This window comes from Arsenicibacter sp. R0_47 (assembly GCF_057652235.1).
Genome location: NZ_JBYFCJ010000014.1, coordinates 1 through 17,917, shown reverse-complemented (window position 1 = coordinate 17,917; position 17,917 = coordinate 1). Strand labels below are relative to the sequence as shown.

At 54.1% G+C, this 17,917-nt stretch carries 12 protein-coding genes; 3 read left to right on the top strand and 9 right to left on the bottom strand.

The window, feature by feature from the left end; translation table 11 throughout:
- Positions 1 to 24 precede the first annotated feature (24 nt).
- Together AC23NW_RS20810 and AC23NW_RS20805 are read left to right on the top strand one after the other, a co-directional pair.
- Entirely contained in the window at positions 25 to 1,194 is a 1,170-nt protein-coding gene (locus AC23NW_RS20810) for a hypothetical protein (protein ID WP_487451754.1), read from the top strand.
- A 108-nt stretch (positions 1,195 to 1,302) separates the two neighbouring features.
- Positions 1,303 to 2,406: an ABC transporter ATP-binding protein gene (locus AC23NW_RS20805; protein ID WP_487451753.1), complete on the top strand. Its 1,104-nt coding sequence runs from the start codon at positions 1,303 to 1,305 to the stop codon at positions 2,404 to 2,406.
- A gap of 72 nt (positions 2,407 to 2,478) precedes the next feature.
- On the opposite strand, the gene AC23NW_RS20800 is transcribed toward AC23NW_RS20805, so the two are convergent.
- The 4 genes from AC23NW_RS20800 to AC23NW_RS20785 all read right to left on the bottom strand — a co-directional run bounded on the left by AC23NW_RS20800 (position 2,479) and on the right by AC23NW_RS20785 (position 6,778).
- Complete coding sequence (locus AC23NW_RS20800; protein WP_487451752.1) at positions 2,479 to 2,886, bottom strand: HNH endonuclease; 408 nt, start codon at positions 2,884 to 2,886, stop codon at positions 2,479 to 2,481.
- Positions 2,883 to 3,122 (bottom strand): hypothetical protein, encoded by a 240-nt coding sequence (locus AC23NW_RS20795; protein WP_071503727.1) that lies wholly within the window; start codon positions 3,120 to 3,122, stop codon positions 2,883 to 2,885. Before AC23NW_RS20795 ends, AC23NW_RS20800 begins: the two co-directional genes overlap by 4 nt.
- 114 nt (positions 3,123 to 3,236) lie before the next feature.
- Positions 3,237 to 4,343, bottom strand: a complete 1,107-nt coding sequence (locus tag AC23NW_RS20790) for an asparaginase (protein WP_487451910.1) — start codon at positions 4,341 to 4,343, stop codon at positions 3,237 to 3,239.
- A 137-nt stretch (positions 4,344 to 4,480) separates the two neighbouring features.
- Complete coding sequence (locus AC23NW_RS20785; protein WP_487451750.1) at positions 4,481 to 6,778, bottom strand: DUF5703 domain-containing protein; 2,298 nt, start codon at positions 6,776 to 6,778, stop codon at positions 4,481 to 4,483.
- Positions 6,779 to 6,858: 80 nt separating this feature from the next.
- On the opposite strand from AC23NW_RS20785, the gene AC23NW_RS20780 reads away from it, so the two are divergent.
- Complete coding sequence (locus AC23NW_RS20780; protein WP_487451748.1) at positions 6,859 to 8,670, top strand: SGNH/GDSL hydrolase family protein; 1,812 nt, start codon at positions 6,859 to 6,861, stop codon at positions 8,668 to 8,670.
- A gap of 37 nt (positions 8,671 to 8,707) precedes the next feature.
- Here AC23NW_RS20780 and AC23NW_RS20775 read toward each other — a convergent pair whose 3' ends face one another.
- The 5 genes from AC23NW_RS20775 to AC23NW_RS20755 all read right to left on the bottom strand — a co-directional run bounded on the left by AC23NW_RS20775 (position 8,708) and on the right by AC23NW_RS20755 (position 17,711).
- Complete coding sequence (locus tag AC23NW_RS20775; protein ID WP_293841556.1) at positions 8,708 to 10,435, bottom strand: RagB/SusD family nutrient uptake outer membrane protein; 1,728 nt, start codon at positions 10,433 to 10,435, stop codon at positions 8,708 to 8,710.
- Positions 10,436 to 10,456: 21 nt separating this feature from the next.
- Positions 10,457 to 13,738, bottom strand: coding sequence for a SusC/RagA family TonB-linked outer membrane protein (locus AC23NW_RS20770; protein ID WP_293841559.1), 3,282 nt, complete (start codon positions 13,736 to 13,738; stop codon positions 10,457 to 10,459).
- Positions 13,739 to 13,941: 203 nt separating this feature from the next.
- A complete protein-coding gene (locus tag AC23NW_RS20765; protein WP_487451746.1) occupies positions 13,942 to 15,036 on the bottom strand; it encodes a FecR family protein in 1,095 nt (364 codons plus the stop codon).
- Between the two features lie 55 nt (positions 15,037 to 15,091).
- Entirely contained in the window at positions 15,092 to 15,664 is a 573-nt protein-coding gene (locus tag AC23NW_RS20760) for an RNA polymerase sigma factor (protein ID WP_487451744.1), read from the bottom strand.
- A 280-nt stretch (positions 15,665 to 15,944) separates the two neighbouring features.
- A complete protein-coding gene (locus AC23NW_RS20755; RefSeq protein WP_487451743.1) occupies positions 15,945 to 17,711 on the bottom strand; it encodes a S8 family peptidase in 1,767 nt (588 codons plus the stop codon).
- Positions 17,712 to 17,917: the final 206 nt, after the last annotated feature.

The following is a 17,917-nucleotide window of genomic DNA, read 5'->3' as shown; positions in this document are numbered from 1 at the left end:
GGCCGTTTTGTCACCATTTCACACTTGCAACACCTTTATAAAAGTGTTAAATTACCGGTTGGCCCTGAAGTAGGTACTGTCGCCATATATAGTAATGCTCCTAACTATGACCTCATAACTGATGAGGATGAGGGCTTTACGTGTATAGATGATGTCGCACGGGCAGGGCTGTTCATGTTACGTGAGCCTGACCTCACGACAAGTACACTTAAGCAGACACAGCTCCGGCAAATGACCGAATTTGTGCTGCAGCTCCAGTCGACGGAAGGCTATTACTATAACTTTCTGTGGCCTGATCTTTCCATTAACAAAACGTTTCAGACCAGCGTTAACCAGCCTAACTGGTGGTCGTGGCGGGCATTCTGGCTCCTGAGCGAAGCCTACCCCTATTTCCAGAAAACCGATCCTGCCATGGCCACCCGCATTCAGCAGGCTAACCAGCGGCTGGTAACAGTAATGGTGCGCGACTTCGCCAGCCGTCCGCAGGAAATGAATTTCGTTAAAGGTATTAAAGTTCCGAAATGGCTGCCGTTTGGTTCGGGTACCGACCAGGCTGCCATTATGCTGCTCAGCCTGTCGAACTACTATAAGCAAACGCCCGATGCGCAGGTGCTGAAACTGATGGAATTACTGGGCGAGGGCATTGTCCTGATGCAGTTCGGCGATGCGACGCATTTCCCGTACGGGGCCATCATGAGTTTTGAGAATACCTGGCACGCCTACGGCAGTGACCAGTCCTACGCCCTGCTGAAAGTGGGCAAGGCGCTTAACAAGCCAACGTGGATTGCGGCCGCCAAAAAGGAAATTGACAATTTCTATCCTTATCTGCTCAAACAGGGCTTACTCGAATCGCTGGAGATTCATGATCCGGGCAACGGCCTTCAGGGCCTCAAATCGTCGCGGTTTGCACAGATTGCCTACGGTGTCCGGCCGATGGTGTGGGCCGCCCTCGAGGCCTACGACCAGACTCAGGACCCGAAATATACTGACCTGGCCACCGAACTCATGGGCTGGTTTCTGGGTAAGAACGTGGCCGGCATAAAAATGTACGACACCGAATCAGGCCGCTGTTTCGACGGCATCTCATCGACCACGGAAGTCAACCGCAACTCCGGTGCCGAATCGACCATCGAAGCGCTCTGGGCCTTCCAGCGCGCCGAACAATACCCCGCCGTCGTCGGGAAGCTAAAGTAATTACTATTGAGTGATTGAGCGAATTGCGATTGAGTGAACATGGAGTCCCTCATCAAGCCACCGGAATGGCCGCTCAATCACTCATTCGCTCAATCACTCAATACGATTATGTCTCGCGTTAAACTGGATCATATAGCGAAAGCGTACGGGAACGGACCGCGGGTTATCCGCGACGTAAATCTGGACATTCAGGATAAGGAGTTTGTGGTGCTGGTCGGGCCGTCGGGCTGCGGCAAGTCGACACTGCTCAGGATGATTGCCGGGCTGGAAGAAATTTCGGACGGAAACCTGTTTATCGGCGACCGGCGGGTGAACGATGTGCCACCCAACGAGCGCGACATTGCGATGGTGTTCCAGAACTATGCGCTCTATCCCCACATGACGGTCTACGAAAACATGGCCTTCGGGCTGAAGCTCCGCAACATGCCCAAAGCGGATATCAGGGAGCGCGTCACTGCCGCTGCCCGGCTGCTCGAAATCGAAAACCTCCTCGACCGCAAGCCGAAGGATATGTCGGGCGGGCAGCGGCAGCGCGTGGCCATCGGCCGGGCCATTGTCCGGAACCCGCAGGTTTTTTTGTTTGATGAGCCACTGAGCAACCTCGACGCCAAACTCCGGGGACAGATGCGGATTGAACTACAGAAGCTCCACCGCGATCTGCAGGTAACGATGATTTACGTCACCCACGACCAGATCGAGGCCATGACGCTCGGCAACCGGATTGTGGTGCTGCGGAACGGCGATGTGCAGCAGTTCGACACGCCCATCAACCTCTACAATCAGCCGGTCAATCGTTTTGTGGCGGGCTTTATCGGCACACCGCCCATGAACTTTCTGCAAGGGCGAATTGCTTCCTCCGGTCCCCTTCTGTTCCGGAGCGATCACGATACGGTAGTTTTTGACCTCAGCCAGACAGTGCATGCCCCTGTGCTGGCACCATATCGGGGTAAAGCGGTCACGCTGGGCATCCGTGCCGAGCACATGAGCCCGGTCCCGGTCACCGGCCGGTCAATGCCCGAGCTCACGGTACAGGCAGATGCCGTTGAGCACACCGGCAACGAGGCGCTGACGTATTTTCATCTGGATAATCACCGGCTGGTGGCCCGTCTGCCCGCCGACCTGCCGCTAACGTTCGGCCAGTCGTTCCGGTTGTTCTGGGATCTGGATAAATGCCATTTTTTTGATGCGGAAACGGAGCTGGCAATCCGGTAGCTTCCCGCCCGATTAACTTAACTCCCCGAGGGTTCAAAACCCTCGGGGAGTTAGAATACGGAGGCAGGCTCATCAGGGGTAAAAACCTAATTCGGCAAGTTGTTGCCTGAAGATCAATCGTTCTACATCATTGAATTTGAAAATACGGACGGTGGCTATTCCAATATCGGTTACACCGTGAATGGCACTTTCTTCCAGTATGAAGTGACTGTTCCAGTCGCCTTTCCTTGGATTGAAGAACCGGACAATTGTGTCGTTGTCAAGAAAAGTCGCTATGTCCGTGCCTTTAAAATAGTTGCAGTCAGGACAGCAATAGGCCAGATTGGATAATTCATTGGTACCTCCATGCTTTATGCTTCGGATGTGCTCAATATGGAAGGCATAAAAAGAAAGGTATTCCGGTAGTAAGCAGTATTCACATCGGTACTTTGCCCGCAGTGCTATTTTCTTTTTTATAGCAACTGATAAGCTACGGCTCATGCGTTGAGAAGTGTTAACGCTCTGGCTTTTGCAAGGCCAATAATCCGGTTAATGATGAGGTATTGCTCCAGTTCGTGCCGGTCTTCTTCTGAGAGAAGTGCTTCTTTTTGTCTTTCTAACAAATAATCGAGCCGGTCCTGATTCGCCTGAGAGGGCTTGAACTGAACAACTTTTTCCGGATTCATGCCCGCAATAAATGTCGAAATTTCATCAAAAACAGATGGTTTTCTCAGCATGGCTAACACTATATTGATCTAAACAAATATACGCTTCTGCGCAGCAACATACAAGCCGGCTGAACCTTCCTGGAAGTTCAAAACTTCCAGGAAGGTTCAGCCGACAATCAACTCTTACAAACTCATTTCCCCGCTGAATGGTGTGGCCAGTTGCTGACGGATGCGGTCGAGGCGGGCCTGCTGCTGGCGGCGGGATTCGATCCGGTCATCGTCGCCGGCTTCGGGTACGTTTTCGCCAAGAACCACCATCAGTTTCGTAATTGCGGCTTCGGTGGTCATGTCGGCCCCGCTGACGACGCCGATCTGCTGGAGCAGCTTACTGGTCTGGTACTGCCCCTGCGTCACCCGTCCGCCTTCACACTGCGACACGTTAAACAGCACAATGCCACGGTCACTGGCGTTTTTCAATGCCTCGAGAAACCAGCTGTAGGTCGGTGCATTACCGGCTCCGAACGTTTCGAGGACCACCCCTTTCAGCCCCGGAATAGTCAGAATCGCCTCCACAACCGGTTGCGTGATACCCGGAAACAGTTTCAGGATCGTCACGTTGGCATCCAGTTGCGTCCGGATGCTGAACGGTCCGGCAACCTCACCCGACATAATAAAAGGGGTGTTGTATTCAATCTGCACACCGGCCAGGGCCAGCCGCGGGTAATTCTCCGAATGAAAGGCATTGAAGTGCACACTCTCCTGCTTCGTAGCCCGGTTGCCGCGCAGCAGCTGCGAGTTGAAATAAACGCAGACTTCCGGCACAATCGGTTTGCCGTCGCGCTTAGCCGCCGCAATCTCCAGGGCGGTAATGAAGTTTTCACGGGCGTCGCTGCGGGCCACCCCGATCGGCAGCTGCGCACCGGTCAGGATCACCGGCTTGGCCAGATTAACCAGCATAAAACTCAGCGCCGACGCCGTGTAAGCCATCGTATCCGTTCCGTGCAGGATCACAAAGCTGTCGAACTGCACGTAGTTTTTCTGAATAATCTGCGCCAGTTCAATCCAGTTGGCCGGTTTCATATTCGACGAGTCGATGATGTCGCGCAGGGTAATGAGCGTCATGTCGAAGTCGAGCCGGTGCAGTTCGGGTACCTGATCGAGGACCCGTTCAACGTTAAACGGAATGAGTTGACCGGTTTTCCGTTCGTAGACCATACCCAGCGTACCGCCGGTGTAAATGACCAGAACCGATACGCGGGATGTTGCGGATGAAGTGGACGGGCTGGCCATCGTTTCCGACGTAGCATTGTCGGCCAGCGCCACCCGCGGATTTATGTGAACAGTTTGATAAGACATTATCAGGTTAGCTAATCGGCCCGAAAGATAGCAACTTTCGGGCGGGGGATTGCCCTTTTCCGTCGATTTCTCTACCGGGCTACCGGTAAAACAACGTCCGCCTTCCGGCTTTCCGGACTGATAATCAGGCGCTCCAGCTTTCCGTTCACGACCGTACCTTCGATGGTTGTCTGGTAGGGTGCATGCAGTTTAAAGCGGGCATTCCAGCGGTCCGGCCAGGCCGGTAAGAGGTAGATTTTCCGGCCGTCGACCTGCATCAGCATCTCCTGCAAGCCGATCATCGCCGAACCGCCCCAGTTGTGGTCGGGTGTCCAGTCGAAGCCGGGGCCCCAGAACGCGGGGAAGCGGTGAGGGCCGTCGGCAAACTTCCGGCGGGTGAGGTCGGCGGCTTCGTCAGTCAGGCCAAGGCGGGCGGCAAAGATGTTGTGCTGCCGCCAGCCAACGTGGCTGCGGTACTTCACCACCAGCGTATCGTACTGCCAGGTGTTGCGGGCAACCTCCAGATCCGGCTTTCCGACGCCGTACAGTCCCCACGGATAGACCGGATAGAGTTGCGGCGCTTCCGTGTTCTGAATGCGGGCCCAGGCCACGGCCGGTGCCAGCGTTTTATGACCACCATCGAGGTACTGCACCGGCACCGGCGGAACCCGTTTCAGCATCGTCGCCCATTTGTCGCGCTGCGCCTCCGGCAAATAACCGGCGGGCAGTTCCAGCATCCGGCCCAGAATTACCCGCAGGGCCGAAATAACGGTCGTAGAGTTGTAGGTCATTTTGTAGGTCTCGGCGGCCGAACTCGGGTAAAAGACATACTGCCCCTTTTCGTCAAATGCTTTCGTTCCCCGCTGTTTGGCCAGCAACTGATAATGTTCATCAAAAAATGTCAGGCAGCTTTCGATAAACGGTACATACGAGCGGATGTCACGGCCCTCGTAGCGCTCTGTTTCGAGCATCATCAGGCAAAATTCAAATACCGTATCCCACTCATATTCCAGCCAGGCGTTGTATTCCATGCCGGGGTCGTAGCCTTCCGGGCGCTTGACGCCATACTCCATGATATTGGGCAGACCGAAGTTTTCGAGCTGCTCGGTAAAGCAGGCGCCGTTGTGTTTCCAGTAGAGCTGACTGCGTAATTCGGCGTTACGCTGCGAGCGGAGGTAAAAGTCAAACTGGGGTTTCAGCATGTCGAAATCGCCCGATTTCAGCATCGGGTGATAGACCAGCCGCTGGTTCTGGGCCGTCATGGTACCGCCGCCCCACAGCCGGAAATCCGGTGTGTGGGCATACAGTTTGTTGGCAAACACAGGATCAACCGTAAACAGCCCGCCGTTGAATTTAGTGGGCCATTTGCCATAGGCGTTGCAGCCGAGCATGTACCGGAACAGCTGATAATTCCGCGAAACGGTGCTGTCAGGGCCGTCGATCAGGATGTAGCTCCGGTTCCAGAACTGCGCCCACCAATCGTGGGTTTTGGCCAGCGCTGTCTTCCGCGTGGCTGCTGCTTCCTGCCGGATTTTCGCTAGCCCCGCCGTCCATGCGTCCAGGGTAGGTGTCTGGTCAACATGGAGTACCACGTCGATCTGCTGCGTTCGTACCGGTGTCTTGCTCACGAGCACCCACGACCGGTAGCGGGTATTCATATACGTTCCGGTATCGGTACCCGCCGGTTTCATGCTGGGCGCCACCAGCACCCCACCGAATGTATTGTCCGTAATCGGGTCAAACAGCTGGTCTTTGACGGCAGCCATGCCCTGCATCCGCACCGTATACGCCATGACGTTTTCGCGGTCGGCACGGTTGCGGTGGTAAAACCGGATCTCATTTCCGGAAACCGCCACGTCATCCTTGTAGGTAATCACATCAAACTTCGGCGACACTTTATAGGAGTTTCCGCGCAGTTCGGTGCCTTTGACCAGATGGTCGTCAAACCGCCATGATTCATACATGGCCGTCACCGTTACGGGCTTAGCACTTTCCAGTTCGACATGCACCACCGGCCGGAACACATCGACCCACAGGTGCAGCCGCGTTTTACCCCCCGAAATCACCACATCCCCTTTTGCCAGCCGCAGCTCCTGCCGGAAGCCACTGCCACTGAACGGATTAGAACTGAGTCGAAGCCGCACGCGTCCAGACTTCAGCATGGCATTATTTTCGTCGAACGTGCCGCTGCGGGCCATGTAAAACAGCACATCGCCGTTTTCAACCCAGACATTCAGACCAATATCGCCCCCGCCACACGGCATGGATTCACTGGCATCCCGCCCGGGCGTTGTCCAGACGACATTGTAGCTATCGGGCAGCGGCGTCTGAGCCAGACAGGCAGGCAGCAACAACAGGCAGAAACAAATCGTCGAAAGGAAGTAGGACATGGTGGCTAGCTGGTTTTGTAGAAAAGTCAAAATAACGGCATAATTGCCAATCGAACCCGAATTTATCCGCTGATTTACCGATGAACGTTCGTTATCTCTTCGTCCTGTGCCTGTTGTACAGCACGATTACCCTCGCCCAGACACCCGCCAAACTGATCTGGTGGAATCCGAAGCAGTCCGACATCAATACCCTGGAAGGGCAAGGCTGGCCGGCCGGTGTGCAGGCCCCGTATGACCGCTTACCGGCCGAAGCCGAAAAAACGGTTCCGAAAGCCGTCTGGAACCTGTCGCGGCACTCGGCCGGGATGATGATCCGGTTCCGGGCCAGCACCGACCAGATTGTGGTGCGGTATCAGGTGAAGGGCAATCAGTCTATGCCGCACATGCCGGCAACGGGCGTAAGCGGTGTCGATTTGTATGCCGGTAACAGCGACGGTGACTGGTTGTGGTGCATGGGAAAATATACGTTCGGGGATACCATTCAGTACCGGTTTACGGGGCTGACACCCAACGATACCTACCACCAGAAAGGGCGCGAATACCGGCTGTACCTGCCGTTATACACCGCCGTTCAGTGGCTGGAGATCGGCGTACCTGAAGGCGTAACCCTCACGCCCCTGCCGGTGCGGATGGACCCGCCCATTGTGATTTACGGTACGTCGATTGCCCACGGAGCCTGTGCCTCACGGCCGGGCATGGCGTGGACCTCTATTCTGGGCCGCAAGCTCGACCGGCCGGTCATTAACCTGGGTTTTTCCGGCAACGGCCGCATGGAAAAGGAAGTGGTTGATTTTCTGCCGCAACTGAATGCCCGGCTGTTTGTGCTGGATTGCCTGCCAAACCTGGTCAGCATGGTTAATACCGACGCGGCCGAGGTGCATAACCGTATTCTGAACACCGTCCGTACCATCCGCCAGAAGCATCCGGCAACGCCGATTCTGCTGACCGATCATGCCGGGTATACCGACGGCGAGATGATTGCCTCACGCAAAAAACTGTACATGGATGCCAACGAGATACAGAGCCGGGCCTACGCCCAGCTAAAAAGTGAAGGTGTGCTGAACCTGTACACGCTGCCCATTTCGGCCATTAATCTGGATAATGATGCGATGGTTGATGGTACCCACCCGACCGACCTCGGCATGGTGCAGTATGCTGATGCCTACGAGCGTGTGATCCGGCAGATACTGAAGGAGCCCACTGGTACGTTGTCGACCACCCGTCCGCGCACGCAGTACCGCGACGCCCGGATTTACGACTGGGAGGCCCGCCACCGCGATATCCTGACGATGAACAAAACCAACCCGCCGCGCATTGCCTATATCGGCAACTCGATCACCCATTTCTGGGGCGGCGAACCCAAAAGCCCCCGCGCCGACGGAGTGGATTCGTGGCAGGCCGTGCTGGATCCGCTGGGTGTTAAGAATCTGGGGTACGGCTGGGATCGTATCGAAAACGTACTCTGGCGGGTGTATCACGGCGAACTCGACGGCTACCCGCTTCAGCAGGCGGTGCTGATGATCGGCACGAATAACCTGCATCTGAACACGAACGATGAGATTGTGGCGGGCTTGAAGCAACTGGTTGACGCCATTCAGGTGCGGCAGCCGCAGGCCGATATCCTGCTGGTCGGTATTCTGCCGCGCCGTAACGAAGAAGGCCGTCTCGTGCAGTTGAACAGCCAGATTGCCCGGCTGGCAGGCAGCGTTAATGCCACCTTCGCCCAACCGGGAACGGTGTTTCTGAAACCAGACGGCAAAATTGACGAGAGCCTGTTTTCCGACGGCCTCCATCCGAATGCCGAAGGCTACCGGCGGCTGGCTCAGGCATTAAAACCGTATCTGAAGCCCATGCCGGCACCGGTGGTTACGCCGGCCAAGCGCAAGAAATAATGTAAAACGGGCCGGACGATCGTCCGGCCCGTTTTGACTAATACCCCGGATTTTGCTTTAACTGCGGGGACACGTTCAGTACATTCTGACCAATCGGGAAGATCGCCGTGTGGTCATCGGCATCCGGTTGTTTGTCCCACCATCTGCCGGTGTTGAACACGCCCCAGCGGATCAGATCGGTCCGGCGGCGGCCTTCAACCAGGAATTCACGGCCCCATTCATCCAGCATCTCCTGATCGGTCAGCTGGCTGCCGTCGGTTTTGTACAGACTTGGCGAACCGGCCGGATAATTCCGCGTCCGGACTGTGTTCAGCAGCACGGCAGCCCCTGCCTTATCACCCGCCCGGTATTTGCACTCGGCCAGCGAATAGTAGATTTCAGCCAGCCGGATTTCGGCGTAGGCCGACGAGATTTTATTCGCATCGCTGCTCGGGTAATACGGATATTTCACCGGTGTAATGCCTGAGTTCTGATCAGCGTTGTTCATGTTCGACGTCTTGTCCGCAATTTTTGTTCCCGGTTTAGCCGCCAGGAACATACCTACCTGATCGCGGAAGAAAAGCGGATATGGTCCTTTCGTCGAACGCACCGTATCCTGTTTTCCACTTGCATTGATGTAAGGCAGATACCCTTTCAGGAACATACCCTCCCGCTTGCTGTTGCCCAGGTTTTTATACGTTTTCAGCCGCAGATCGTCCGGATATTTCTGAAACTTCACGAACGGTTTACCCAGCGCGAAGCTATATTCGGTGCTGTCGACATCGCGGCCTGGCTGTAGCGCATATTTCGGGTTGGCGGTACCGAAATCGGTAAAGCCGAAGTAGAAGGTTGCATTTACCGGCAACATCCAGAAATACATACCACCGTCATATTGCCAGTGCGTCAGCCCAAAGCTGCCAGGGAATCCGAAGAGTGTTTCGCCTGAGGTCGGGTTGGTGTAATCAAAGGGGGCGTCCCAACGGTTTTCCAGCGCATAGGTGCCGTATTTACCCCCCAGAATATCGTTACAGACAGTCGTACAATCGGCGAAGTGATCGGTACCGGTATACACTTTGGCATTCAGGTACAGCCGCACCAGCAAGGCCGCCGCGCCACCCTGCGTCCACCGTCCGACGGCATTCGCGCCCAGGCTCTGGCGGGTCGGCAGTTTCGGAATCGACTCCTTAATCTCTTTCTCAATAAAGTTAAACGCTTCCTGCGGCGGCACCTGCGAACCACCCTGCGTCTCGCCTTTTACCTTTGTAACGATCACAATATTGCGGTAAAAATCCAGCAGGCGGAGGTTAAGCCATGCCCGCAAAACCCGCACTTCGGCAATCATACCATCCAGCTCGGCCTGCGTCATATCGAACCGAGTAGGGTCCGTAATGCCCTGCAAATCTTCGAGCGTGTTGGTCGCCAGCGTTACCCCGCCGTAAAGCGCGTTCCAGGCATCGCTGGTGTAGCCGTCGTTTGGTGTCCAGGTATGGTAATGCACCCGCTGAAACTGCCCGCCGTCGAACCAGTCGCCCTGGCGGTTCGGGGTCATCAGTTCGTCGGAGCTGTTTTCCTGCAACATAAACGTAGAGCCGCCCTGAATGGTCCAGTAGCTGTGCTCAAACGGACGCAGGAAATCCCGGATAACGTCTTCTTTCTTCTGGAGAAAGTTGTCGGAAACAATCCGGTCAGATAGTACTTCGTCAAGGTTAGTACAGCCACCTGTTGCCATGAGAAGCATGGAGACGGCCGCTGTTCGTATGGTATTCGTAAGGTTAATCCGTTTCATGTGTCAAGTTTGGTCCTGTGGTTAGAAAGTGACCTGTAGGCCTAATAAGTACTGCGTTGTCGACGGGAAATAGCTCAGTGAGCTATTGATCCCCGGATATAACCCGTTGACCTGCACCAGATCCGGATCGCCGCCGGTATATTTGGTGAAAGTTTTCAGGTTACGGGTCGAGGCATAAATCCGCACCGAACGCATAAACTTACTTGTAACCGGCTGGGTGTAGCTCAGGTTAATGTTGTCAATTTTGACAAAACTGCCGGGCTCCAGGAAATAATCCGACAGCGACGAATAAGTAGCCGGGCTTTTCAGCTTCGCATATTTTCCGCCGTCGTAGGCCGACGACAGGGTGTTGGCATTCTGCTGGGTAGCCGGTGTGCCGAGGTAGAACGCATAGGTATTGAAGATTTTATACCCGAACGTACCCCGCAGGAATACCGTCAGATCCCATTTCTTGTAGTGGAGCGAGTTGGTCAGACCAGCCGTAAACTTCGGCAGACCATTGCCGACAAACTGCTTATCGTCGTTCGATGCCTTGTTAGCCACGATAACGTCGCCCGCCTTGTTATACACCAGCAGGTTACCCGACTCGTCAACCCCGGCCGACCGGAGCATATAGAAGCTACCGATCCGGGTGCCTTCCTGCAGACGCTGTGCGTTGCCCGGGCTACCCGGTGCCGGCATCCCGACGACATCCACGAACTTCTGCCCTTTGAACGCCTCATTCGAGAAGGAAACGAACTTGTTGTCGTTCGTTGCACCGGCAAAGGTGATGTTATACGAGAAATTGTTCTTCGCCACTACCGCCGCATTCAGCTGAATTTCCAGACCAGAGTTTTTCATGGTGCCGACATTGGCAAACGTCGAGCCCTGAATGTTCGGCGGATTTGGTACAGCATACGATCCCAGGAGATCTTTATTGGTGCGGATATAGTAGTTCAGACTACCCGACAACCGGCTGTTTTTCAGGATGTCAAAGTCCAGACCAATGTTGAAGTTGATCGCTTTTTCCCAGCGCAGGTTGTAGTTTGTATTCTGGCTCGGGCCCCATACCTGATACGACGTACCGTTGTAGAGGTAATAGCCATAGCCCGAATAGGTATCGAGCGACAGGTAATTGCCGAAATCCTGGTTACCGGTCACCCCGTAGTCAGCCCGCAGTTTCAGTTCGTTCAGCCACGGGAACGCGCTGGCAAACTTCTCCTGCGTAACGCGCCAGCCTACCGATGCGGCCGGGAAGTTACCCCATTTGTTGTCGTACCCGAATTTCGACGAGCCTTCACGCCGCAAGCTGGCCGAGAGGTAGTATTTCTGGTCAAAATCATAGTTCACCCGGCCGAAGAACGCGGCCAGCTTGGAGTTGTTCCGGTACGACCCGACGTTGTTCACGCCCTGCTGCAGGTTCCAGAGACCAGTGCCCAGGTTATTGTAGGTCAGTACATCCGACGGGAAGTTTTCATTGGCCGCATTGAAACCCGACGACTTAAAGTACTGGTACGAATAACCACCCAGCAGTTTCAGCGAGTGCTTCTGCACGTCGAGGAAGTAATTGCCCGTCCATTCAAAGCTTTTCTGATCGTTTTCGTCAAGCGACTGCGAGGCCGTATTCCGCTTCGAGCCGTTTACCACCGTCGTCAGCGTTGACGGCGTAAAGTTCTGATTGCGGAACGATGAGCTTACCTCACCAATGGTAATCATCGTCGAGAGGTTCTCCAGCAGGTTCAGTTTAAACGACCCGTTAATATCCAGATACTTAACTTCCTGACCTGATTTCACCAGCTTCGCCCGTTCGACAGGGTTGTTGGCAAAAAAGCCGCTGGTGATGTAGGCATATTTACCCGACTGATCATACAGTGACTGAGTCGGATTCAGGGTCAACGCATAGTTAAATCCGCTGTAATCGGCCAGGCTCGTTTTGGTATACCGCGGAGCCGCGCTGAACGTAATGTTATACAGGTTGTTGGCCGATGTATGGTTGATATTCACCCGGCCACCGTATTCTTCCTTGGCCGAACGCAGGTCAACACCATTGGCATTCCGGTAATCCACCGACGAAAAGTAGTTGGTTTTACCGCTGCCACCCGAAAACTGCAGCGTGTGTTTCTGCGAAAACGTCGGATTCCGGCTCACCACTTTCATCCAGTCGGTGTTGCCGCCCAGATCAACACCGCGTTTGTTGGCCAGAAACTCGTCTTTCGACAGCACCGACAGCTTGTTGGCGATGTAATCAAACGCGCCGTAGCCGTCGTAGAAAATGCGGGAGTCAGAACCGCCTTTTTTAGTGGTGATCACAATCACCCCGTTGCTGCCGCGGGTACCATAAATAGCCGAGGCCGCGCCGCCTTTCAGGACGTCAATCGACTCAATTTCGTTCTGGTTAATGTTGTCCAGGTTACCGCCCGGTACGCCGTTAATGACGAACAAAGGCCCTAAACCGGCACTCCGCGACGATACACCCCGCAGCTGAATGCTCGGTGTTGAGTTAGGATCACCGGCGGCGGTATTGGTCACCGACAAACCGGCTACTTTACCCTGAATGGCCATCAGCGGGCTGTTGCTGGCTACACGCAGCAGATCAGCCGACGACAGGTGCGTAACAGCGCTCGTTACTTCCTTACGGTTCAGCGAGCCGTAGCCCACAACCACTACTTCATTGATCGATTTTACGTCCGTGACCAGCTGCACCGATACGGTACTTTGATTGGTCACGGCTACCTCCTTCGATACAAAACCGACAAAGCTGAATACCAGCGTCTGCGGACCATCCGGAATCGACAGCCGGTACGTGCCGGTTTCGTCGGTTACGGCACCCCGCGTCAGGCCTTTCAGCACCACACTGACGCCTGGCAGCTTTTCGCCTTTTTCGTCGGTAACTACGCCGGTAACGGTGCGGTCCAGCGGCACATCCACCGGTTCTTCCACCTCACCCAGCTGAATGGTAATCGGAGCCTCGGCCGTACGGGCCAGAATAATCTGCTCACCGGCTACACTATAACTAACCTTTGACGGGCTCAACAGCTTTTCCAGCACTTGTTTCAGCGTACTGTTCTGCACCCGCATCGATACCAGCATGCGCGCCGGTACCACCTGCGGACTGTAGGAAAAGCGGACATTGGCCGCTTTTTCAATGGCCCGTAAAACATTTTTCACGTTTTCATTTTGAATTGTTAGGCTCAACCGGCGGTTAAGCACTTCCTGCGCAGAGGCATCTCCGGCCCGCGACACACCAACGAAGAGCAGGGCGGTCAGGCATTGAAGCACCGTAAGCTGTAGACACCTTACGAGGCGGGCATTCACTTTTTTCATAGGGTTTATCACGTATGCAGTTAAGAAATTGGCCTGATATAGACTACTTATTCTGTCGAACCTATATCAGTATAGATAAATAGTGGTATCCGGACAGCCAGCTGGTACTGCCTCACGGGTGAGCATCAGACAACGGATTCACGTTAGTTGCTCATCTCCATAACAAATTGATTAATTAGCGCTTTTCTGATAGAAGCAAGCTATTACCGACAGTCTCCGCCGTTGATAATAACCTGTCCGTCAATAATTTCGTAAGTAGCTCCGATTGTCGCACAGACAATGGTCAGCTTTTGCTTAAAGGTTTCATTGGTCATCGTTGAGTTTAACTGACAATTTTCAAGTGCTTCCTTATTATAGTGGATATCAATTCCATAGGCTTCTTTTATATCCCTCAGTACCTGGCTGATCGGCGTATCGTTGTAGACAAACAAAGGCGTTTTCCTGCGGACATACGGGTTTACGACAATCGCCGGTGTATCGACCAGCCGCTTGTCAAACTGCGCCGTTTCGTTATTAAAGACTACCTGCTGGTTCGGCAGCAGCATAACCCCCTTAGACTGGTCCGGCGACGAAGCCGATCTGTTCCGATAGACTGATACCTGTCCCGACTGAACCTGTACTTTCACTTGTTTTTCCCGGAAAAAGGCCCGCACGGTAAACCGCGTGCCGATTACCCTTGTCACGACATCATCGGCATGGACAAAAAAGGGTTTGCTGTTGTCTTTGGTGACCGAAAACGTAGCTTCTCCCGACAGATAGACAGTGCGGTTTTTATGGCCGAAATCGGCCGGGTAGGTTAGCCGGCTGTCGGGAGCAAGCAAGACCTCCGAGTTATCGGGTAGCCGGATCGCCTGAACGGTATGGGACGCATTGGTCGTTTCAGACGGGGTTCCGGTCAGCGCCGTTACCTGCCGGTCATACGGTGTACTATGGTCAGTTGCTGATTTCCACCAGTATCCTCCGCCCAATGCCAGCGCCACCGATGCGGCAGCAGCCCAGCGCAACCAGCCAACCCGGCGTTCGCGGACAGTCGAACGGGCATTTGTTTCCTGAATCCGGAGCAGTAACCGGCGGATGGTTTCTTCGGGCAGGTCTGTCTGTGCATACGTATCTAACCCGAGACGGACGGCCTCCACCAGCTCAACGGCCTGCTGATAAACAGGATGACGGTGCGGGTACTGCCGGAGCCAGCCTTCCCAGAACTGCGTAGAAGCACGCGCAGGTGACAACTGATGCATTACAAAAGCATCGTCTGTCAGGAAATCGGCGGCAGAATAGGTCTCGTAGTTTTGCTCCACAGGCATCGGTATTTGTCAGTAGATAACGAATAGTGGAAAACGTACTCACTAAAACCTAAAAAAATGTAAAAAAAGTTAAAAACAGTGTGATGATCCAGCTGCGCAGTTTCTCTACTGCCCTGAAAACAAGGTTCTTTGCCGATTGCTCATTAACGTGCATGATTTCGCCGATCTGGTTGTAGTTCATGTTTTCCACAAAGCGGAGTTTAAGGGCTTCCTGCTGGCGCGGCGGCAATTGTTCGATGAGGCGCTGGATACGCTGCTGGCGGGTGGTGGCGGCCTCCAGCTCTTCCAGAATTTCCAGATCATTAGGTTCTGCCCACAGTGCATCATAATCCACTTCTTCCAGCGGGCGTTTCGGGTGTTCCTTCCGCTCAAGCAGGTGCATGATGCGGTTTTTCAGGGCTCTGAGCAGGTAATGGCGGATGTTATCGGGCGTGGTCAGCCGGGCGCGTTTGGCCCACAATTCGGTAAAAACATCATGGACACAGTCGAGGACAAAGGCTTCGGAAGCAGCGACCAGGCTCATGCCGTAACGGTACATTGCCCGTACATGAAGCTGGTAAAGCCGGGTATATGCGTTTTCGTCGCCCTCCTGAAATGCCTGCCAAAGTTCCTGTTCGTTCATGTATCTGGTATGCTGCCCGAATCCGGTTTCACGCCACCGGTCTTGCGGGTATAACCCCAACCGCACCGGAATCGATCACTAAAAAGAGTGGTCTTTTCGGTTTTTATACTTTCCATGTGATCAAAAAACAGGCTTTGATGTTGTATATAACTGGTTTACAGACCCCGTGACTAAAGCCGCTGTGTGGGTATGATGCACGTTACTCCACGGCCTGAAGGCCGGAAACACAAAAAACGCGTACCGTAAGACGATACGCGTTTCTGAGCAAAGGGGTTATGTACTATAACCGTGGCTGGCTGTAGCGTATCGCTTCGAAAGCGTTCAGCATACCATAGCCGATTTTGTTGTGCCGGTTATTACTGTGGCTACAGAAGTTTTTGACATGCGTCATGATCTGCTCATCCGTCAGCGTCGGGTATTTCGACCAGACCGCCGTCACCATCCCCGCCATCATGGCTGTGGCCGACGATGAGCCGCCAAAGCTGATCGGATCCGTAACGGCACTGTTCTTTAATGTCAGCATATTGCGGGCCGATCCCGTATTTTTCTGGTTAACCACCCCGAAGTCAACCGATGAGTGGTAGAAACACGACGTACAGGTGGTAATGGTGCCGTACTGCGAAAACGGCTTTGGATTATTGTTGAAGTCCAGTTGCCGCTTTACGCCGGTTACGGCATAGACCGCGTCATTCATCGACGCCGGAAACACAACCTGATGCCGTACATCCAGAAACTGCAGGTAATCCGGCAGGGCCTCCATCGTACTACCCACAACGCCCCCAATTGTTCCTGCCGCGCAGAAAATCACTTTCTTGTTGTATTTCGCGAGCATCACTCCGTCACGGATAGCATTTACGGCCAGACTATAACTGCTTCCATTCGAAGCCGGCATAATCACGGTTCCCATCGACATACTGATCACATCGACCGTTGTGCGGGCGAGCCCTGAGAATGCATCGGCGACACCTCTGTATTCTGCGGGCTGTGTAAATACCACATCGTGCGCAGCCTTTACCGATACCATATTGGCCTGCCAGGCAGCACCTGCTACTTTGTCTTCCAGAAACGGTGCCGTACCGATTGCCGATGTGGCCGTTCCGTGCCCGCAAACATCTTCCGGCGAAACGATTCCCCCGCGGCCATCCGGCAACGTACTGAAACTGGCCGAGAATCGGTTCGGTGATCCGCCGTTATCAAAATCAGCGTTCAGCATCGGCTGGGACGATGACAGGCCGGTATCAATATACGCGACAGTAAACCGTTTGTTGCTCCCGCTGCGGGCCAGACCGGTGGCACCGAAAAACCAGGCCGCTGGCAGACCATGATCAGACAGCTGCCAGGAAACTTTGGCCGCCGGCAACGTTGGCAACGGCGAGTAATACGAGTAATCCCGATCCCGCTGCAGGTTATGGACCGGCGCATCATCGCTGCAGCCAAACGGATTATACCCCGTACTTTTTGTTTCATTCTGAGATCCGCGTATGGCATCCGAGGGAATATATACCGGTTCCATGTACCGGATCAGGCCCGTTTCACGCAGCTTCTGAATGGTCGAAAACTCTGTTACCCGAATGTCGAAATTCGGCATCTCCTTACTGGCATACACGAGGATGTCGTTCGGATTCTGTAACTTTTTGTCAAACTTCCGCTCCTCCTCAAACGCAACCGACAGCAGTTTTTCCCGTATGGCCAGCCAGTCCTTACCGGCGCTTTGGTTCAGATCCCAGGTATAGTCGCCTTTAATGGTCGGCAGCTTATAGCCAATCATCAGTATCTGAGACTTGTCTCCGTACTTCAGACCAGCGTAAATCATTTCATCATCGGCAAACCGCCAGTCAAATTCATTATTGTTTTTAAGGGCGATGGCCAGCATCCGCTCTTCCAGTTCTTTCTTCGACATGGACGCCGTACGGAGATCAAGCAGTGCAGGGTCTCCCGCTTTCAGGGTAGTGTCGACCTGCGGACGAAGCAGATCCTGTTCTTTACAGGAGGTAATGACCGACAGCAGCAGTGAGGCTGCCAGGAGTTGCGTATAGTATCGTTTCATGAGGTCAGATTTTAGATAGCCAAAACTACCTCCGCCACCTGAATCTGATCCGCCCAAACCCACGAAGCGCGGTCAAGGTCACTCAAACTGTCGGTCTGGCTTTATAAAGTTTTTCAGCAGCCGGTCATAAAAAAACATGAGTCATCCCGAATTTTGATTCCATAAGTGAGTGAAAGCAATTCGGATTCGATAAAGCGGTGCTGAGG

Coding starts and splice junctions, on each gene's coding strand:
- AC23NW_RS20805 (WP_487451753.1), top strand. CDS start 1,303: ATGTCTCGCGTTAAACTGGATCATATAGCGAAAGCGTACGGGAACGGA.
- AC23NW_RS20800 (WP_487451752.1), bottom strand. CDS start 2,886: ATGAGCCGTAGCTTATCAGTTGCTATAAAAAAGAAAATAGCACTGCGG.
- AC23NW_RS20795 (WP_071503727.1), bottom strand. CDS start 3,122: ATGCTGAGAAAACCATCTGTTTTTGATGAAATTTCGACATTTATTGCG.
- AC23NW_RS20790 (WP_487451910.1), bottom strand. CDS start 4,343: ATGGCCAGCCCGTCCACTTCATCCGCAACATCCCGCGTATCGGTTCTG.
- AC23NW_RS20785 (WP_487451750.1), bottom strand. CDS start 6,778: ATGTCCTACTTCCTTTCGACGATTTGTTTCTGCCTGTTGTTGCTGCCT.
- AC23NW_RS20780 (WP_487451748.1), top strand. CDS start 6,859: ATGAACGTTCGTTATCTCTTCGTCCTGTGCCTGTTGTACAGCACGATT.
- AC23NW_RS20775 (WP_293841556.1), bottom strand. CDS start 10,435: ATGAAACGGATTAACCTTACGAATACCATACGAACAGCGGCCGTCTCC.
- AC23NW_RS20770 (WP_293841559.1), bottom strand. CDS start 13,738: ATGAAAAAAGTGAATGCCCGCCTCGTAAGGTGTCTACAGCTTACGGTG.
- AC23NW_RS20760 (WP_487451744.1), bottom strand. CDS start 15,664: ATGAACGAACAGGAACTTTGGCAGGCATTTCAGGAGGGCGACGAAAAC.
- AC23NW_RS20755 (WP_487451743.1), bottom strand. CDS start 17,711: ATGAAACGATACTATACGCAACTCCTGGCAGCCTCACTGCTGCTGTCG.